Here is an 18,784-nt window from a genome sequence, read left to right as displayed (position 1 = left end):
ATTGGTTACCACTGCTGTTAATGACCGCCGATAGTCATTACCAAAAGCAGCTACATCCGTATAATGTGCGCCCGGTTTGTCAAAAGGCGAAAGTTGTGTCGAATTCAAATCCTTATCAGCAGCAGTTAGATGCTTCCGGGCTGGAATGCCCGATGCCGTTGCTGAAAACCAAGCTGGCGCTGAAGCAATTGCAGCCAGGAGAAGTGCTGTGGGTCACTGCAACGGATGCAGGTTCCTGGCGCGATATTCATAAATTTACAGAACTGACTCACCACACCCTGATAAAAGCGGAAGAAGAAAATGGCTGCTATCAGTATTGGATAAAAAAAGGAGCCTGAGGGCATGTTAAACGTCGTAAGACGCTGGATCGATCGTTATTTTTCCGACGAAGAAGCATTGCTGCTGTTGCTGCTGATTGCCAGTATTTTGCTGGTTATTGTGACGCTGGGGCAGGTGTTGGCGCCATTTCTGACGGCGGTAGTGCTGGCCTATTTGCTTCAGGGTGGCATGAATTATTGCAAGCGCAGAGGCCTGGGGCATTTGGGTTCGACGCTGGTGGTTTTTCTGTTGTTTGTTGGGGTGTTTCTGGCATTGCTGTTCGTCATTATGCCAGCCATCTGGCAGCAGACGACTCAGTTCTTTTATGAGCTGCCGAAGATGGCCAGTAAAGGTCAGGCGCTGTTGATGTTGCTGCCACAGAAGTACCCGGACCTGGTAACGGATGCACAGGTTCAGCATTGGACCCAGCAGATCGGTGATGAACTGGCGAAAATGGGACAGCTGGCAGTGAGCTTTTCAATCTCTGGTATTACCGGGGTGATGGCGGTGCTGATTTATTGTGTGTTGGTACCGATTCTGGTGTTTTTCCTGTTAAAAGACTCTGATGCCATTATCCGCTGGTGTACTTCCTTCTTGCCACAACAGCGCCAGTTGCTGAACAGTGTCTGGGCGGAAATGGACGAACAGATTGCCAACTATATTCGTGGCAAGGTGGTTGAGATCGTGATTGTTGGTGGTGTTACCTACATCGCGTTTGTGATCATGGGGGTGAATTACGCTGCGTTATTGGCCATTGGTGTGGGGTTGTCGGTGTTGATTCCGTATATCGGCGCGGCGGTGATTACGATTCCGATTGCGCTGGTGGGCTATGTGCAGTGGGGCTGGAGCAATGACTTTATTTACCTGATGGTGGTGTATGGCATTATTCAGGCGCTGGATGGCAATGTGCTGGTGCCTTTGTTGTTTTCGGAAGTGGTCAGCCTGCATCCGGTAGCCATTATTGTGGCGGTTCTGGTATTTGGTGGTTTGTGGGGATTCTGGGGGGTGTTTTTTGCCATCCCGCTGGCGACTCTGTTTAAAGCGGTGTTGTCTGCCTGGCCCAGTGGTGACACTTTAGAGCCCGCAGAGGGCGAATAAATTTACCCTTAATCACGCTCTTCTAAACTCTCTCGCTTGTGTCTGAGGCGCTGCATCAGTAGTATTGCGCCTCTGTTTTACGCTCAGACTTTGGAGTATTGCTCAATGATTACCGGCAGTATTGTTGCTTTGGTAACCCCCATGCACGACGATGGTCAGATTGACTGGGATAATCTGGATCGCTTGGTTGAGTTCCATATAAAGGAAGGTACCGACGCCATTGTTGCTGTTGGTACAACCGGTGAATCAGCCACTCTGGATACCAAAGAACACTGTGCTGTGATTGAGCGTGTTGTTAAGGTGGCCGCTGGTCGTCGTCCGATCATTGCCGGTACCGGAGCCAACTCCACCTCAGAAGCTATTGAACTGACTCAGGAAGCCAAAGTGCTGGGCGCGGATGCCGCACTGTTGGTGACACCGTATTACAACAAGCCACCACAGCGTGGTTTGATTGCCCACCATGAAGCGATTGCCGCTGCCGCTGATATTCCTCAGATTCTGTACAACGTTCCGGGCCGTACTGCCTGCGATATGTTGCCGGAAACCATTGCGGCACTGGCCGATGTGGAACAGATTGTGGCCGTAAAAGAAGCGACCGGTGATTTAGAGCGCGCCCGCCAGGTGATTGATCTGGTGGGCGATCGTATGGCGGTTTATTCCGGTGACGATGCGACCGCGTACGAGCTGATTCTGCTGGGTGGTAAAGGCAACATCTCGGTAACCGCCAACGTTGTACCTAAGCTGATGCACGAACTGTGTATGCTGGCGCTGGACGGTAAAGCCGATGAAGCCAAAGCATTAAATGACCGCCTGATGCCACTGCACGATAACCTGTTCTCGGAAGCTAATCCGATTCCGGTGAAATGGGCTATGCATAAAATGGGTTACATGGGGCAGGGCATTCGCTTGCCGCTGGTTGCTCTGGAAAACCGTTATCGTGCCAAGCTGGAACTGGCGATGTCTGGATTTGATCTGATTTAAGCGTATGAACAAAACGAACTTCCGCGCAGCCCTACTGATGTTCAGCAGTGTCCTGCTGGGCGGTTGCTCCTGGTTAGGATTTGATGATCTGGCGGATGATTATCTGACCCAGGAAACCTACCCTGTGATTACCAATCCGGAAGGCGAGCCACCCTTGCCATTCCGCGATGCCAACCCGATTCCTGAGCTGGCCGTTGTGCCACAGCGCCCGGAAAAATTTGAAACACCACGACCGTTAGCTCTGGTAACAACAGAGCAGGACGATGTGGGTGTGACCAGTCTGGCGCAATACCGTTCAGACAGTTTAAATCCACGTCTTGATAAAGATGGTGCCGGCACTCAGATTCTGCGTCTTGATTTAGGATTTGCTGCGTCCTGGGCGGCGGTGACCGAGGCGGTAGCGGCATCAGACCTGAAACTGATCGACCTGAACCGCAGCACTGGTACTTATTATCTGGAAGTGGAAAAGTCGGACGTTGAAGATAACCGCAGCTGGTGGGATAAGCTGTGGGGTGAAGAGCTGATCACCAGTGCCACCTATCTGCTGAAAATGAGCCGTTCGCGTCAGGGGGTGTATTTATCCCTGTTAACCGACGCTGATACACTGGCCGAAGCGGATGTCACCGAAGCGGTATTAAAGAGCATTGAGACTCAGCTGGAATCGTGAAATACGCATCGTTAGGCAGTGGCAGTCGGGGTAATGCCACCCTGATCGAGCATCAGCAACACTGTGTATTAATTGATTGTGGTTTCAGCCGTAAAGTGACGTTGCAGCGCATGGCGCAGCTGGATATTGATCCGGCACAACTCAAAGCGGTCTGGGTAACTCACGAGCATAGTGATCATGCCAAAGGTGTGCAGGGCTTGTGTGAAGCGCTGGATATTCCGTTTTATGCATCCTTTGGCACAGCACGCAAAATGGAATGGCTGGAACACCCGTTATGGCATTGCATTCGTGCCGAGCAGGTGGTGACTCTGGCTGGTTTAAGCGTGACACCGGTGACGGTACCACATGATGCCCAGGAACCACTGCAATATGTAATCAGCAGTGATGATGGTTATAAACTGGGTGTGTTATCGGATTTAGGGTCGCTGACCCCGCATATCGTCGAACAGTACACTGGTTGTCATGCATTACAGATTGAAGCCAATCATGACCCGCAATTATTGCAGGTTGGCCCGTACCCTCCCAGTTTGCGAGCGCGCGTGGCAGGTAATTTTGGTCATCTGAATAATCAGCAATGTGCTGAGCTGGTGGCCAGAGTCAGTTGGCCTGGTCTGAAAAAAGTGACGGCAGGCCATATCAGCGAAAAGAATAATGATCGCAACCGGGTAAGAGCGTTATTAGCTTCGGTATTAAACTGCTTACCGCCGGATGTTGAACTGCTTGAACAAGACACCGTATCCGATTGGTATCAGTTGGCGTTATAACGGTGCGAACAGATTCTTAACCCGGGCCTTCCGGGTTTTATTTTTATGATATTTTCCGGAGAGACTCCTATGGAAAAACGCGAACTGCTTTATTCCGGTAAAGCAAAATCCGTTTACACAACCGACGACAATGATCTGATGGTGCTGGAATTCCGTAACGATACGTCAGCGTTTGATGGTAAAAAGATGGAACAGCTAGATCGCAAAGGTCTGGTGAATAACAAGTTCAACGCGTTTGTAATGACCAAGCTGGCAGAAGCGGGTATTCCGACCCACTTCGAAAAACTGCTGTCCGATACCGACTCTCTGGTAAAACGCCTTGATATGATTCCATTAGAGTGTGTTGTGCGTAACGTTGCGGCAGGCAGTCTGGTGCGTCGTCTGGGTGTCGATGAAGGCATTGACCTGGTGCCACCTACGTTTGAATTATTCCTGAAAAACGATGAACTCGGCGATCCGATGGTGAACGAATACCACGCCCGTTCATTTGGCTGGGCACAGGAAGAAGATATCGAAAAGATGAAAGAGCTGACGTTTAAAGTGAACGCAGTTCTGAAGCAACTGTTTGCCGATGGTGGCATGCTGCTGGTCGACTACAAACTTGAATTCGGCCTGTTTAATGGCGAAGTAGTACTGGGCGATGAATTCTCACCAGATGGCTGTCGTTTGTGGGATGCGGAAACCCGTGAAAAACTCGATAAAGACCGCTTCCGTCAGGGGCTGGGTAATGTGGTTGAGTCCTACGAAGCTGTGGGTAAGCGTATTGGTGTTGAATTTTAATTAACACCTGGCAGCTTGCTAATAAATCAAACGAGCCCGTGAATTATGTTTAATTCACGGGCTTTTTTGTTTTTTGTGATTGGTTTTGAATTATCGACTACTCCTCAGGCGGCAAAGAATTGGCATTCTGGTCATTTGCAGGCACACTAACGGAACACTGAGTTACCAGGCTGGTTTAATCATTATTATGAATCGGCTGGTCGTTTAGATAACAAATTGATTACGGGAACACATCATGAAAAAAGTGGCGATTGCAGCACTATTAGCAGCAATGACTCCAATGGCTGCCCAGGCAGACCTGTTATTTACAGTCGGCGCAAAAGCCAGCGTTTGGGACGCTGAACCAACAGGCCAGCTGGATGATGGTATTTCTGTTGAAGATGATGGTTTGAATCTGGATTCTGAAAACGGGCAGCAGCTGACGGTTTTTCTGGAGCATCCGGTGCCACTGATTCCGAATATTAAACTGAAGCGTACATCTTTAGAGATTGAAGGTGATGGCAATATTAATGGTGAGTTTGCCGGGACACCTTTTGATGAAGATGTGACGTCAACCTTCGACCTGAGCCATAACGATCTGACTCTGATCTGGGGCTTGCCATTACCGGTACCATTTTTTGATTTTAACTTTGGTTTAACTGCGCGTCAGTTTGATGGTGAAGCAGAAGTGACTGGTGCGGTTTCCGGTACCGAAACCGTTGATTTGGATTTCACCATGCCGCTGTTATACGGTGAAATTAAAGTGGATACACCGTTTGGTATTTATGGTCAGGTTGATGTGAACTATATCGCTTATGGCGATAACGAAGTACAGGATCTGTCGTATGGTCTTGGTTATACCCTGCCGATTCCGCTGGTCGATCTGGGTCTGGAAGCAGGATATCGTTCGTTCTCGCTGAAAACCGATGATGACCTGGCTGATATTGAAGCTGATGCCGATATTAAAGGTACTTATATCGGTGCCAGCTTATCAGTTGGTTTCTGATTTTCAGAAAAACCTGACTTAATAAAAAATGCCGCGGGTTTACAAGACCACGGCGTTTTTTATGTCGATAATATTAAGACGGTATATTTTCAGCCGCACTAATCGCAATCGCGTCCCTGCTCTGGCGATAAGCACGCAACGTCCTGTTGCTGCTTTTGAAAATATACAGTCTTAATATTTAATAAACTTCAATCAACCAAAACAAACCGTACACTGCGACTTTGCGGCTTAAGATCCTGCACTTTCACCTGAACCGGCTGATTCAGCTTAAAGCAGATATCACCACTGCGGTGTGTCAGAGTTTTGGTTTCAAACGTCCAGTCGCCTTTGGCTTTGCGGCGATCAATGGTGCCTTCGATACCAGAATCTTCTAAGCGCACGGTAAAGTTTGCTGAATTCATATGGACGATGGTGGCATCGTAAGTCGCTTCTTTATCCTGCTGTTGCAGCCAGTCCAGTTTTAGCCAGTTCTCGGTTTGGGAAGCGGCAATTCGGCTGTTTGCCTGGCGTTGCTGAATCTGATCCAGCGTGGTTTGTTGTGGTAATTCTGGCGTGCTGTCATCCAGCAGAGACTTAATAATCCGGTGCAATAACAGATCGTTGTACTTACGCAGCGGTGAGGTAAAGGTGGTGTAGTGGCTGAAGCCCAGGCCAAAGTGAGCACCCGCTTCCAGAGAGAGGTTGCTGCGTTCAAGCTGGCGGCTGATGATAGTGCGCAGTGGGAATTCAGAATCGCATTGTTCGGCTTTCTGAACCCACTCAACAAACTCCGCTAAAGTCTGAATTTTTGGCTTACGCTCCAACTCCAGCTGTTCACGAATTAATGCCACGACTTCACCGATGCGCTCAGTTCGCACACCGCTGTGGTTGATAAAGAAGCCACTTTCTTTTTCCGCCAGCCAGTCAGCAATCGAGCGGTTACAGGCCAGCATGCATTCTTCCACCAGACGATGTGCCTGATTACGCTCAAGCTTCACAATCTCTTTGGCTTTGCCTTGCTCATCGGTGATGATTTTGTAATCCGGGCGCTCTTCCATAATCAGGCAGTGTTCCGCACGGAACTGATTCAATGCCAGAGAGCAGTTATGCAGGTGAACAATATGACCATGCAGCTCGGCCGGAATCTCGTTATCTTCGCCTTTAATCAGCTGTGCGACCTGGGCATAGCTTAATTTGGCCTGACTGCGGATCTTGGCATTATGAATATTGGTGCTCTCGATGCTGCCATCTTCCGCCACCTTAAGCTCAACCACCATGGCCAGACGCAGCTCATTTTCCTGCAATGAACATAATTGTTCCGACAGTTCAGGTGGTAGCATTGGCAGTACCTGATCCGGGAAATACGATGAAGTCGCGCGTTGCTCAGCGGCGTTATCCAGCGCACTGTTGGTGTTAATTAAGGCCGCCGGATCAGCAATGGCAATCCATAACGACCAACCCTGGCTGTGTGCTTCGGCGTATAATGCGTCGTCAATATCGCGGGTACCGGCCGAATCAATGGTCACAAATGGCAGATGTGTAAGGTCGGTACGTTTATCCAGTTCTGCCTGTAATCCTTGTTCAACTAGTTGGCTGACCTGCTGTTGTTCGGCCTCTGAGAAGTCAGCCGATAAACCACTTTTTTCCATAATAAAGCGATGTTCAATATGATCTTCACCGGGCTTGCCGATGATGCCATCAATATGCGCCTGAGCACGGCCATTCGGGAAGGGGTGCTGGCTGATATGAGCGCTTACCAGATCGCCTTCCTGTGCTTTTAAGCGTTTATTCGGTGGAATAAAAATCCAGCGGTTCAGCGTGTCGTTATCCGGCTCGATAAAGTGACCTTTACCACGAATCACATAACGGCCATAGAGCTGATCCAGCTCACTGCTGATCACTTTTTCAATGATCGCCTGCTGCTTGCCTTCGCCAGCTGCTTCTACCCGAAACGCAATTTGATCGCCCGGCAGTACCTTTTCCATTTCATCCGGAGATAAGAAAAACTGCTGTTTGTCCTCGGTATTCACAAACCCGAAGCGGCCGGTTGTGGCCCTTACCCGACCCTCATGACGGGGGGTGCTGTCATGGATCTCTTGTTTCAGATTTTTAAGCTGGGAAAGGGCGTTTTTATCAAGCATCCGCTGGGTAACCACATAGCTGTTAGAAAGGCCGCCAAGTGTACGGAAAAAGCGGATTTTAGGCCAGAGCTGGTAGTTTTTAGGACACAAACAATCTCGGAAAGCGGGGATAATAGGGTTCTGAATGACTCAATAACAAAAAGTTACAGTTTTTTGAGTCTTTTGTAATTCTTTTGTATGAAAACGGGTTTTTCATAGGCAATATTGGCGTGCTGATTCTCACGTGCTGCCCATGCGATGGCATTGCGCAGCAAACAACAGAATTAATAAATACAAAATCAAGAAAAGGTTCTGAATTATGACTCATGATTCTAAAGTAAGCCGTCGTAGCTTTTTGAAATCCGTTGCCGCCGGTGCTGGCGCGGTTTCTACGCCTGCTGTATTAACCGCCTGTGGCAGTGATGACGATGATAATGACGAGCGAGCGCTCTCAGTATTTGATTTTGGCCATGGTGTGGCATCCGGAGACCCGTTAACCGATCGCGTTATCATCTGGACCCGTATTACTCCAGACCAGAATACCGGCCAAACGGCCACGGTTGAATGGAGTGTGGCGACGGACTCAGCGATGCGTGACATCATTAAGACCGGCCGTGTGGATACCGATGCATCGGTTGATTACACGGTGAAAGTTGATGTTACCGGCTTAGAAGCCAATACAACCTACTATTACCAGTTTAAAGGCCAGGGTTCTGAAACCGTGATTGGCCGCACCAAAACATTACCGACAGGTGATGTTGCCAATGCCAAACTGGCAGTGTGCTCGTGTGCTAACTTCCCGTTTGGTAATTTTAATGTCTATAAAGAAATCGCTAATTCTGATGCCGATGCGGTTGTGCACCTGGGCGATTATATTTATGAGTATGAATCCGGCGTATACCCGGATGTGAATAATATTGCTGATAACCGTCAGCTGGACCCAACTGAAGAAATTATTACGCTGGATCAGTACCGTGCGCGTTATAACCAGTATCGTCGTGATGCCGATCTTCAGTCTGCTCACCAGAATGCTCCGTTTATTTGTGTGTGGGATGACCACGAACTGGCCAACGATGCGTTTAAAGATGGTGCCGAGAACCACAATGATGATGAAGGCTCATTTGCCGATCGTCGTGCGGCAGCATTCCAGGCCTACCACGAGTGGCTGCCGATCCGTACCGGTGATGACTTGTCGGTGATTGACCGCTCATTTGATTTCGGCAACCTGTTAAGCCTGCATATGCTGGATACTCGTCAGGTAGCCCGTACTGAGCCTTTATCTTATGGTGATTTTCTAACTTCAAGTGGCCTTGATGCGGCTGCTTTTGCTGATGCCGTAACGGATAGCGAGCGAACCTTATTAGGTAATGAACAACAAAGCCGTACAATTGACCGTATGGTGGGCTCTACCGCCACATGGCAGGTATTAGGCCAACAGGTAGTGATGGGCCGTATTCTGGTACCACAGGAGTTATTGCAGAAGCTGGGAGAAATTCAGGCATTAATTGAAGCGGGAGCTGATGCATCAACCGCGCAAGCAGAAACAGCGTCACTACTTTTGGAGCTGGCAACCATTAAAGGTCGTATTCAGGCAGGTGACCCAACAGTCACAGCGGTTGAAGCTGCAAGGGTTGCGGTTGCAAGCAGTGCACCTTATAACCTGGATGCCTGGGATGGTTATGTGGATGCTCGTGAGCAGATTTTACAGCGCGCTCAGTTCTTTAATAAAAATCTAGTGGTGCTGGCCGGCGATACTCACAATGCCTGGGCAAGTGACCTGTATCCGCTTAACTCCAATGCCACGAGTCTGGGTGATGTAAATCGCGCCGGTGGTTCAGTGGGAGTTGAGTTCGCTACAGCTTCTGTGACATCCCCAGGTTTTGAGGATACTGTTTCGCTTTCAACGCCTGCGCTTCAGCAAGGCTTTGAGGTTGCAGTAACAACTTTGGTTGATGACCTGAAATACCTGAACGCCGCTAACCGTGGTTATATGTTGGTTGAATTTACTAAACAAAAAGCGACTTGTGAGTGGCGTTTTGTATCGGATATTCTGACGACTAACTATACCGCTAGCGTGGGTAAAAAAATGGAAGTATTGCCAGGTGCTGGCAAGCGTATGCTGAACGATATCACGCCTGTTGCTTAACGCATTTTTGTAGCAGAACTGATAATAAAAAACCGCTTTGGCAACAAAGCGGTTTTTTTGTTTAACGTATCTCTGAATTTCTTATCGGGATCATTTCTGAGAGGAAGATTAAAGAGCCAGCTGTAAAATTTTCTGTTTATTAAAGCCGCGTACTACCTCGCCATTAATCAGCAATAACGGCACACCCGAACCATTCAGCTGATCGTATTCCCGCTTACCAATGGTCGATTTCTCAATGTCGTATTCCTTGTAGCGGATGCCTTTGCTTTTCAGTAAATCACGGGCTCGCTGGCAATAACCACACCAGGAGGTGGCGTATAAAACAACGGTGCCGAAGTGGTCTTGAACAAATGGAGGTGGGGGGTTAATAAAGGCGTCAATGTGATGCCACTTTTGATAAACCGCTAAGGCGATAACCAGTAATATCAGCTTTTTCATACACAATCCTTGTTTTGGTGTTGTTTCTTGGTGCTCTTGTGCAGATTCCGATTGTAGCGGTTTTACAATCTTTTTAAAGATAATCATAACAATAGCTATCAGTATATCTTGCCAGGGCAGCTTATTACGTTGCTGCTACATCACTATTTTAAATACACAGGGAGATATCTCATGAGTGATCTGATCGAAGGTAAGCCACAATCTGCCGGACAAGAATCTAAAAATCTGTCGTTGCTATTGTGGATTGGTACTATTTTCTTTGGCTTTATTCCCGGCCTGGTTTTCTATCTGTTAAAAAATGACGATTCTTTTGTGTTAGCGCATGCGAAAGAAGCGCTTAACTGGTGTATCACCGCGATTATTGCTTACGCCATTGCCTATGCACTGACAATAATTGTGATGGGGGCTTTTTTATTCCCGATTATTGGCTTTTGCCATCTGGTATTTTGTGTCCTGGGTGCAATTAATGCGTCTAAAGGGAATAGCTATCAGGCTCCTTTTGCTATTCGCCTGATTAAGTAATGCCTTGATTGGATTTGTCAGAATAAATAATTAGAGCTAATAAAAAACACCCTGTTATTCACGAAGAATAGCAGGGCGTTTTTTATTGTCTGTGGAAATCTTCAGATGTTACTCAACACCCTGAGAGCGCAGGTACTCGTCGTAGGTGCCGTGGAAATCGACGATTTTGTTATCTTTAATTTCGATAATACGGGTCGCCAAAGAGGATACAAACTCACGATCGTGAGAAACAAATAACAGCGTGCCTTCAAACATTTCCAGCGCCATGTTTAATGATTCAATGGATTCCATATCCATGTGGTTGGTTGGTTCGTCCATCAGCAGAATATTGTGATCGTGCATCATCAGCTTACCGAACAGCAGACGGCCTTTTTCACCACCAGAGCACACTTTAACTGACTTTTTAATATCGTCTTGGTTAAACAGCAGGCGACCTAAGGTGCCACGAACTGCCTGGTCATCGTGTTTTTCGGTTTTCCACTGTTCCATCCAGTCAAACAGGTTGGTGGCTTGTGGGAATTCGTACTCGTGATCCTGAGCGTAATAGCCGATGTTGGCATTCTCCGACCATTTAATGGTGCCGGAATTTGCTTCGATACCATCCTGATCAAAACCATTCACCAGGCATTTCAGGAAAGTGGTTTTACCCGCACCATTAGCACCAATAACCGCGATTTTTTCACCCGCTTCAATCATCAGGTCGGTATTGGCGAACAGAGTCTCACCTTCATAGCCGTGAGACAGCGCTTCAATCTCCACCGCCTGACGGTGCAGCTTCTTCTCTTGGTTAAAGCGAATATATGGGTTTTGACGGGTAGACGGCTTGATATCGTCCAGCTTGATCTTGTCGATCTGCTTGGCACGGGAAGTCGCCTGCTTGGCTTTGGAAGCGTTGGCCGAGAAGCGGCTAACAAACTGCTGCAGCTCAGCAATTTGTGCTTTCTTCTTAGCGTTTTCTGATTGCTGACGCTCACGTGCGGCAGTCGAAGCAATCATAAAGTCGTCGTAGTTACCCGGGTAGATCTTGATATCGCCGTAGTCGATGTCGGCCATGTGGGTACACACAGAGTTCAGGAAATGACGGTCGTGCGAGATAATAATCATCGTACACTTCATGTCGTTGATAATGCCTTCCAGCCAACGAATGGTGTTGATGTCCAGGTTGTTGGTCGGTTCGTCGAGCAGCAGAATATCCGGGTTGGAGAACAGTGCCTGAGCCAGTAATACCCGCAATTTCCAGCCAGGAGCGACTTCGGTCATTGGGCCTTGGTGGAATTCAGTCTCGATACCGGCGCCTAACAGTAATTCACCTGCACGAGATTCAGCAGTGTAACCGTCCATCTCAGCGAACTCACCTTCCAGCTCAGCGGCACGCATGTAATCGTCTTCGGTGGCTTCCAGGTTGGCGTAAATAGCATCACGCTCTTCTTTAATGGCCCACAGCTCTTTGTTACCCATCATCACGGTATCGAGTACGGTGAACTCTTCAAACGCAAACTGATCCTGGTGCAGCTTACCCAAACGCTCGTTTGGCGTGATGGATACGTTACCTGCACTTGGCTCCAGTGAGCCATCGAGGATCTTCATAAAGGTGGACTTACCACAGCCGTTGGCACCAATCAGGCCATAACGGTTGCCATCGCCAAATTTGACAGAAATGTTCTCGAACAGTGGCTTAGCGCCAAACTGCATGGTGATATTAGCGGTTGAGATCACAGCTTTTGTCCCGGGTAGTCAGGGTGAAACAAAGGATTTTGAAGGGCGCGATAATACCGGAAAAGGCTTCCGGAAACACGTGTAAATTGGTGAATGATTGTGCAATTGACAGTCATTAAGCGATTTCTGTGTATCTTAACATTTAAGCTTATCAATGATTATAATGGCGCTCTTTTTTAGAAATTGCATAAGGATTTGCTATGTCAGCGATGCGTTGTAGCCATTGGATGATGATTGTGTTGCTGGGGTTGTGCCTGTCTGCTTGTTTTGATTTTGCTCAGGATAGCTCCAATACGGCACGGATGAATGGTTCCAGCCCAGTTGTTATTGATTTCCCTCCGCAAGGTTCCAATATTGGCCCACTACTAGAGGGTACGAATAATGAAATTCGACTCTACGGCCATATCAGCGACGAGTTCCGCAATAATACCGGCTCAGAAGGCAGTTGGCAGATTCACGTTGTTGCTGGTGATACAACCCTCCCTGTTTTATGGAATGGGGATGATTGGTTTGTTGACGTTCAATTAAATGACACACCAGAACAACGGGTTGCACTGAAAATCACTGAACCTGAAGGCGATGAATATCAGGTTGACCATTCATTTAGGAGTCATGCATTTACTTCACGGCTTAATCAGGTTGCGTTTACTGGCGTCGCTGGGCGTTATATTGCGTATCATGATCTGACTAATGAATTTTTTAGCTTAACCTCTAAATCCGATGAACACTTACTTTATCGCGCTGAAGAAGGGGCTTTGATCTGGCGTTGGTATGTTGATGCTAATACACAATCCTTATATTGGACGGAAAGATCAGAGAATCGCTCACAACTTAAACGGTTGAATCTGGTAACAAGTGAGCAAACAACACTGATCAGTAAAGACGCAGCCGATTTCTTTGATGGTGCTCAGATAACAATACGTGCCGATCAGCAAGCACTGGTTCTCTTCAAAGATCAACAAATTCGTCAGTTTTATTTCAGCTCTCAGGAGCTGACAGACTATAAGCCGATTTCTGGTTTGTCGACAGAGTCCCCTGGCTGTCTGAACATCATGCCTTATCAACAATCTGTTTTATGGATTGAAGCTACGTGTGCCGATGAGCAACAGATTTGGCTGGTTGACACGGTTGTAGACCCTTCCGCAGTTGAGGTAGATGCAACTGCCACAATGGCAGATGGTGTAGATGACCGCAATGTGTTGTTTTCTGATCTTTTCAATAACACCTACCAACAAATTCTGTGTGACTCCAAAGTTAGTGCTCGATACGTTTGGAATTGCGACCTCGTTCGTTATCGCCTGGAAGGAAATCAGTTACAGCGGCAGGATAAAAAGGCGTTAATTGATACGGTGCCGTCTTTTGAGCAGTCACTGGCATCTGTGCTACAGGACGTAATCGCCGTGCAGGAAGATCAGTTGTTTTTAAGTAATGGGCATCAGTTGTACCGCTACCATATTTCAACGGGCGAGCTGGAATTAGCCTGGCATAACCGTTATCAACCTTTTGGGGATATGGCCGGCTATTTTTCTGCCAATGATAAAAACTATGTAATTGCTAAATCGTTTATTGATCATTGGTGGTTGTATGAGCGTGTTCAGAATGAACTGAAAAAAGTGCAAAAAATTTCAGAAAATGTTGCTTTTTATCTGAATCATATCGATGGCGATATTAATCAGCAGGGCAAATTTTATGTGATGAAAAGCGAAAATGATCGCTGCATGATTATTGAAATCGATGTGTTAGAGGGGATTGTTGACGAACGTTCCAGTGATCTTTGCCACCCGGAAGGGGATATCACGCTTCCGGGAATAAGTGATGTACGGTTAAGTAATGATATTTATGTGGTTGGTGATTATGCCTATCGATTGGTGAGTGACGACACTCTAAACCCTTTAGGATTCCCTTTTGTTCTCGGAGCATTCTCTACTATTTATCGTTCACCCTTAAATCAGCAAGAAGCTCAATGGCAGCCCTGGCAAGAGAAGGCCGCTGTATTAGGAGCGAGTCAGGAGCAGTTATCCGTTTATAATGACAAATCGCTTGTTATTGCTGAACCGAGTGAGATTGATAGCCTTTTAAGCGCAGATAACAGTGACGATCCTCAACGAACGGATATCACCTTGGTTCCGTGGTTGAAACAACTTCGCTGGCAGTTATTTTCTGAGAAAGATACAGGCTTTCAAGTGGTTAAGCGTTCTGCTCTTCTGGATAGAACTATTTTGGATGTCATTGCTGATGCGCTGTTTTCTGACTTCTATTTACCATTAAGCGTTTTAAATTTTAGTGACTTAAGTACCGAATCAGCGTCACCATCGCCATCATTGATAAGTCAACGAACAGGCAATGTTTATGGTTTATCTGAAATGCGTCAATCATCTCTATGGTTTGGCGATTCTGATGCAGGTTTATTTCTTTATGACTCTTCTAATGATCGGTATGCCATGCTGCCGAGTAATTAACAAAGCATGGCAGTTAATAAAAAGTATATTTATTAGAATAGAAGCCAATTATTAATATCAAAAGGATTTTCTGTGATGCGCTTATTATCTGCCTTTCGGGCCCTGCTTCTGGCTGTTTGTGCTTGTGTTTTAGTCGGTTGCCTCAACTCAGATTCCGGGGGTTCTGAATCAGAAGCGCAAATAGCGTCCATTGTTGTTGACTTTCCACCTGAGAGCAGCAATTTGGCACCTATAGTGTTTGAAAACGGGCGTGAAAATAAAAACTTACGCGTAAAAGGGCGGTTAAATGAGGTTGTTTCTGGGGATAGAGACCTCTCTGATGTAGTTTCTTTTGTTATTCGGGCTACCAATATCGGGGCAGAAGAAGCAATATCATCCGATATTCAATGGCAAGCTGACAGCCGGGGATACTGGTTTGTTGATATTGAACTGCAGACCGATTTGCAAGGTAACATTTTTCCTGATCAGCAGTTCGAACTTGAAGTGCGCTGGTCGAATGGAGAAATACTCTCTACGGATTATCAATTTTCCCAGCGCACTTCTTTAACAAGCTTGAGCAAAGTTATTTATTGGCCACAACAGGATGCATATTTCGCCTGGGACAGTACACACCGGGCTATTTTTTTACTGTCGGGTGAGTCTGAAGAGCGTCTTGTGTATCAATTTGAGCCGATTGGTAGTGATGAGCCTCTGTCGGTATCAATTCGCTGGGCATTGGATGAATCAGCTCAAAAGTTATATTGGCTTCAGAGTTACAGTGGACAGTCGCAATTAAAGGAAATGAATCTGTCTGATTTTTCAGTCCGGGATTTTGATGCGCTGCCTGCACATCTGAGTTTTGAGAATAACTCTACAGAGCAGGTTGAATGCGATGGGCTTGTTTTTTCAATTAATTGCCGATTAGTTCAGGATAATAATGAGATTCAAATTATTCCCGAGCAACCTGAGCTTTCTGCAAGTATGCCTTATATCTTTCGCTCGATTCAGGAAGTTACTGAAAACTATATTTTATTTACGGACTTCCACAATTTATATCGGTTTAATCTGACTTCTGGTGAGCCAGAAGTTGTTTGGCACAGCCGTTATTTCCCTTATCAGGATATCGCCAACTGGTTTTATTATCAGGGACAGCAACATCTGACAATAAAAGAGTTAAATGGTGATTGGTCATTATTCCGATTCAATGCTGATAATCAGTTGATAAAAGTTCATACCTTTGCCAGTGATATCGCTAGTGATATTCAGTACGCGGGCAGTGAAGTAAATAGTGATGGTTTGTCTTATATAATGAAGAGTGATTCTGGCAATTGTCATTTGGTGATGATTGATTACATCGGTAACTCAAAAGAAAGCCGATCCACTTCACCGTGTTTGTTGGGCTTTTATACATTTACAGTTGAATCCGATGTTTTCTTTGGTATGTCGGTGTTTAAAAATGCAGGGTTTTATTACCTGAATAGTATTCAGGAAAGTGTCCGAGATGGTCCTGAAGCTTATCGTGCACCAACATCTGGTGATTCAATTCACTGGGAGCTTTGGCAGAGTAATGGTTTGGCGTTTGATGCAGGAGCCACCGGGGTTGCTGTTAAACGTCGTGGTGGTATTTCAATATTTAACCCAAATGGGGATATCAATTCGTTTAACTTTGTGGATCTCAATAATGAGCCTGATCCTCTGGACTCTCTGATCAACTTAGAGTTAATCCGGCTGCCAGTGATTGATCAAGAAAATTCAGAGGCACGGGAAATGTTGCGCAGAGAACTGGTTGGTGGTCTTTATTACGAATTATTTAATGCTTTTGAGGATAGCCTGATGAATTACAATTGGTCTAATCAACAAACTGCATTGGCATCGCGGGTAGAGCCGGGAATTGCTGGCTATGCCTACCATTATCTGAATGAAAATAAGCACGGTTTATGGTTAGGGTTAGGTGAGCGTGGTGTTTTTATTGAAGATAAGGACTCAGGAAGGCAGGCCTTGTTGTCGTTATCGTTTGAATAATATTCAAAGTGAATAAAGAAGTGGATGAATTTACCCACTTCTTTATTGGTAAGGTCTTTATGGTAAATATCTTTATGAGAAGTGTCCGGAACTTTACTTCTCGCCACGCCCCATAAATTTCTTCTCTTCGACGTTGATTTTCACCACGTCGCCAGTCGAGATATGCTCTGGTACCTGAATGACCAGGCCAGTGGTCATAGTCGCTGGTTTAGTACGGGCCGTGGCCGAACCACCTTTGATGGATGGGTCAGTTTCAGTGATTTCCAGCTCAACGTGCGCTGGCAGTTCCAGTGCAACGGGTGCGTCGTCCAGTAATACAACCTGCAGGCCCTGAGTGCTTTCGTTGAAGAACAGAATTTCGTCTACGATATTGTCTTTGTTCAGGCTGAACTGAGAGTAGTCTTCGTTATCCATAAAGACGTATTCGTCGCCATCACTGTAGGAGAACATCACCTGTCGGCGCATTACGTCAGCCAGATTCAGCATGTCGGAATCTTTAAAAGTTTCATCAACTTTCTGGCCGGTTGCCACATTGTACATGCGCATACGGTACAGGCTGCCACCGGCACGGCCTTGTGGTACTGAACGTTCAATGTCTTTTACAAAATAGGCGCTGCCGTTAAATTCGATGGCGGCGTTCTTTTTGATATCACTTGCCTTAGGCATGGTTTTTCTCCGTGATTTTTATGAAATTACTTTTTCAAAGAGAGTGTTTTAGCGGAATTTTTGTTGTTTACAAAGCGCTTACGTGGTTTTGCTGCTTTGGGCTTTTCGACGTTCTCTGGTTTAGCTGCTTTAGATTTGGCCGTGGCTGGCGGCTTGTTAGGCTTTTTAGCTGGGCGCGGTTTCTTCGCATCATTTTCATTGGTTAAGCGAATATGATCGCTTTCAATGACAATGATGCGTTCTTTAAATAATTGACCAATAGCCATTTTAAAGACCCGCTTGGAGACACCAAAATGCAGCTCAATTAAATCCGCCGGGCTTTTATCACTTAACCCTAAGGTGCCATCACCTTCCTGCAGTTTTTTCAGAATACGACTGGCAAGGGGCGCAATTTTGGCGTGACCAATGGGCTCTAAAGCAATATCCAAACGATGATCGTCGCGCACGCGTTTAATATAGCCATCCAGTTTATTGCCCGGGCGAATGGCTTTGCGAATATCGTCATGGTGAATCACCCCCCAGAACTCATCTTCAACCACGGCTTTGTAGCCCAACTCGGTACGATGACTGACAATAATACGTACCTGATCGCCAACGCTGTATGGGTCCGGTGAGCCCGGCCAGTTCGATTTCGCTTCGTCACTGATGTAACGATTCAGTCGGGTACTGCCAATTAAACGGCCGGTATTATCTTGTAGCACATACACCAGATAGCTTTTGCCTTGTTCCATACGCTGCTTTTGTTCAGCAAAGGGTACGAATAAGTCTTTGGCTAATCCCCAATCCAGGAAAGCGCCGGTGCGGTTGACATCGACCACCTCCAGGCTGGCAACCTGATGCAGCTGTACACGCGGGCGTTGGCAGGTGGCAATCCAGCGGTCTTCAGAATCAAGGTAAACAAATACCTTAATCTCGTCGCCAATCTCAGTACCTTCGGGTACCTGACGGGTCGGAAGCAGAATCTGGCCGCCGTCTTCATCGTCCAGGTAGGCACCGTGTGGTGCCATTTCCTGAACTTTTAATGTGTTGTAGCGGCCAAGTTCTGCCATGGTAAAAATCTCTGGGGGGTCAATCGGTGAATCTTAAACAGCGCGCGATTCTATCAGGATTGGAATTAAGGCACCTCTGAATTATTCAGAGATGC

General features: G+C 46.7%; 16 protein-coding genes. 11 read left to right on the top strand and 5 right to left on the bottom strand.

Features of this window, described 5'->3' with window-relative positions:
• Positions 1–95: 95 nt before the first annotated feature.
• The 7 genes from ACO05E_RS02095 (at position 96) to ACO05E_RS02065 (ending at position 5,593) form a co-directional block, all read left to right on the top strand.
• Positions 96–338, top strand: coding sequence for a sulfurtransferase TusA family protein (locus ACO05E_RS02095; protein ID WP_419811348.1), 243 nt, complete (start codon positions 96–98; stop codon positions 336–338).
• Positions 339–342: 4 nt separating this feature from the next.
• The gene (locus ACO05E_RS02090) at positions 343–1,416 is read left to right on the top strand and encodes an AI-2E family transporter (RefSeq protein ID WP_419811347.1); all 1,074 of its coding nucleotides are present in this window, start codon (positions 343–345) and stop codon (positions 1,414–1,416) included.
• 105 nt (positions 1,417–1,521) lie between these two features.
• Positions 1,522–2,397, top strand: coding sequence for a 4-hydroxy-tetrahydrodipicolinate synthase (gene dapA, locus ACO05E_RS02085; protein ID WP_419811346.1), 876 nt, complete (start codon positions 1,522–1,524; stop codon positions 2,395–2,397).
• Between the two features lie 4 nt (positions 2,398–2,401).
• A complete protein-coding gene (gene bamC, locus ACO05E_RS02080; protein ID WP_419811345.1) occupies positions 2,402–3,064 on the top strand; it encodes an outer membrane protein assembly factor BamC in 663 nt (220 codons plus the stop codon).
• The gene (locus ACO05E_RS02075; protein WP_419811344.1) at positions 3,061–3,828 is read left to right on the top strand and encodes an MBL fold metallo-hydrolase; all 768 of its coding nucleotides are present in this window, start codon (positions 3,061–3,063) and stop codon (positions 3,826–3,828) included. The genes bamC and ACO05E_RS02075 overlap by 4 nt, the downstream gene beginning before the upstream one ends.
• A gap of 69 nt (positions 3,829–3,897) precedes the next feature.
• Complete coding sequence (gene purC, locus ACO05E_RS02070; RefSeq protein WP_419811343.1) at positions 3,898–4,608, top strand: phosphoribosylaminoimidazolesuccinocarboxamide synthase; 711 nt, start codon at positions 3,898–3,900, stop codon at positions 4,606–4,608.
• A gap of 235 nt (positions 4,609–4,843) precedes the next feature.
• The gene (locus ACO05E_RS02065; RefSeq protein ID WP_419811342.1) at positions 4,844–5,593 is read left to right on the top strand and encodes a TIGR04219 family outer membrane beta-barrel protein; all 750 of its coding nucleotides are present in this window, start codon (positions 4,844–4,846) and stop codon (positions 5,591–5,593) included.
• A gap of 188 nt (positions 5,594–5,781) precedes the next feature.
• Here the strand turns inward: ACO05E_RS02065 and ACO05E_RS02060 are convergent, their stop codons facing one another.
• Entirely contained in the window at positions 5,782–7,713 is a 1,932-nt protein-coding gene (locus ACO05E_RS02060) for a ribonuclease R family protein (RefSeq protein WP_419811341.1), read from the bottom strand.
• Between the two features lie 298 nt (positions 7,714–8,011).
• On the opposite strand from ACO05E_RS02060, the gene ACO05E_RS02055 reads away from it, so the two are divergent.
• Positions 8,012–9,838, top strand: a complete 1,827-nt coding sequence (locus ACO05E_RS02055) for an alkaline phosphatase D family protein (protein ID WP_419811340.1) — start codon at positions 8,012–8,014, stop codon at positions 9,836–9,838.
• Positions 9,839–9,946: 108 nt separating this feature from the next.
• Here ACO05E_RS02055 and ACO05E_RS02050 read toward each other — a convergent pair whose 3' ends face one another.
• Complete coding sequence (locus ACO05E_RS02050; RefSeq protein WP_419811339.1) at positions 9,947–10,276, bottom strand: glutaredoxin family protein; 330 nt, start codon at positions 10,274–10,276, stop codon at positions 9,947–9,949.
• 171 nt (positions 10,277–10,447) lie between these two features.
• Between ACO05E_RS02050 and ACO05E_RS02045 the strand changes: the two genes are divergently transcribed.
• A complete protein-coding gene (locus tag ACO05E_RS02045) occupies positions 10,448–10,798 on the top strand; it encodes a DUF4870 domain-containing protein (RefSeq protein WP_419811338.1) in 351 nt (116 codons plus the stop codon).
• 108 nt (positions 10,799–10,906) lie between these two features.
• On the opposite strand, the gene ACO05E_RS02040 is transcribed toward ACO05E_RS02045, so the two are convergent.
• On the bottom strand, positions 10,907–12,514 hold the full coding sequence (locus ACO05E_RS02040; protein ID WP_419811337.1) for an ABC-F family ATPase: 1,608 nt from the start codon (positions 12,512–12,514) through the stop codon (positions 10,907–10,909).
• Between the two features lie 200 nt (positions 12,515–12,714).
• Here ACO05E_RS02040 and ACO05E_RS02035 point away from each other — a divergent pair, with 200 nt between their 5' ends.
• Both ACO05E_RS02035 and ACO05E_RS02030 read left to right on the top strand, forming a co-directional pair.
• Positions 12,715–14,973 (top strand): hypothetical protein, encoded by a 2,259-nt coding sequence (locus ACO05E_RS02035; RefSeq protein ID WP_419811336.1) that lies wholly within the window; start codon positions 12,715–12,717, stop codon positions 14,971–14,973.
• Positions 14,974–15,045: 72 nt separating this feature from the next.
• The gene (locus ACO05E_RS02030; RefSeq protein ID WP_419811335.1) at positions 15,046–16,974 is read left to right on the top strand and encodes a hypothetical protein; all 1,929 of its coding nucleotides are present in this window, start codon (positions 15,046–15,048) and stop codon (positions 16,972–16,974) included.
• A 93-nt stretch (positions 16,975–17,067) separates the two neighbouring features.
• On the opposite strand, the gene yeiP is transcribed toward ACO05E_RS02030, so the two are convergent.
• Complete coding sequence (gene yeiP, locus ACO05E_RS02025) at positions 17,068–17,640, bottom strand: elongation factor P-like protein YeiP (RefSeq protein ID WP_419811334.1); 573 nt, start codon at positions 17,638–17,640, stop codon at positions 17,068–17,070.
• A gap of 26 nt (positions 17,641–17,666) precedes the next feature.
• The gene (locus ACO05E_RS02020; protein WP_419811333.1) at positions 17,667–18,689 is read right to left on the bottom strand and encodes a S1-like domain-containing RNA-binding protein; all 1,023 of its coding nucleotides are present in this window, start codon (positions 18,687–18,689) and stop codon (positions 17,667–17,669) included.
• Between the last annotated feature and the right edge of the window lie 95 nt (positions 18,690–18,784).

Origin of the sequence: Bacterioplanoides sp., assembly GCF_965226395.1 — a bacterium.
In the GTDB taxonomy this organism is placed as follows: Bacteria; Pseudomonadota; Gammaproteobacteria; order Pseudomonadales; family Oceanobacteraceae; genus Bacterioplanoides.
Note: the sequence above shows the minus strand (reverse complement) of the source record. Positions and strands in the feature narration are given on the sequence as shown.

Excerpts from the sequence above, each read along its gene's own strand:
- ACO05E_RS02045 (WP_419811338.1), top strand. The coding sequence starts at position 10,448 with ATGAGTGATCTGATCGAAGGTAAGCCACAATCTGCCGGACAAGAATCT.
- bamC (WP_419811345.1), top strand. The coding sequence starts at position 2,402 with ATGAACAAAACGAACTTCCGCGCAGCCCTACTGATGTTCAGCAGTGTC.
- ACO05E_RS02065 (WP_419811342.1), top strand. The coding sequence starts at position 4,844 with ATGAAAAAAGTGGCGATTGCAGCACTATTAGCAGCAATGACTCCAATG.
- ACO05E_RS02035 (WP_419811336.1), top strand. The coding sequence starts at position 12,715 with ATGTCAGCGATGCGTTGTAGCCATTGGATGATGATTGTGTTGCTGGGG.
- ACO05E_RS02060 (WP_419811341.1), bottom strand. The coding sequence starts at position 7,713 with ATGCTTGATAAAAACGCCCTTTCCCAGCTTAAAAATCTGAAACAAGAG.
- purC (WP_419811343.1), top strand. The coding sequence starts at position 3,898 with ATGGAAAAACGCGAACTGCTTTATTCCGGTAAAGCAAAATCCGTTTAC.
- ACO05E_RS02020 (WP_419811333.1), bottom strand. The coding sequence starts at position 18,689 with ATGGCAGAACTTGGCCGCTACAACACATTAAAAGTTCAGGAAATGGCA.
- ACO05E_RS02050 (WP_419811339.1), bottom strand. The coding sequence starts at position 10,276 with ATGAAAAAGCTGATATTACTGGTTATCGCCTTAGCGGTTTATCAAAAG.
- dapA (WP_419811346.1), top strand. The coding sequence starts at position 1,522 with ATGATTACCGGCAGTATTGTTGCTTTGGTAACCCCCATGCACGACGAT.
- ACO05E_RS02055 (WP_419811340.1), top strand. The coding sequence starts at position 8,012 with ATGACTCATGATTCTAAAGTAAGCCGTCGTAGCTTTTTGAAATCCGTT.
- ACO05E_RS02090 (WP_419811347.1), top strand. The coding sequence starts at position 343 with ATGTTAAACGTCGTAAGACGCTGGATCGATCGTTATTTTTCCGACGAA.
- yeiP (WP_419811334.1), bottom strand. The coding sequence starts at position 17,640 with ATGCCTAAGGCAAGTGATATCAAAAAGAACGCCGCCATCGAATTTAAC.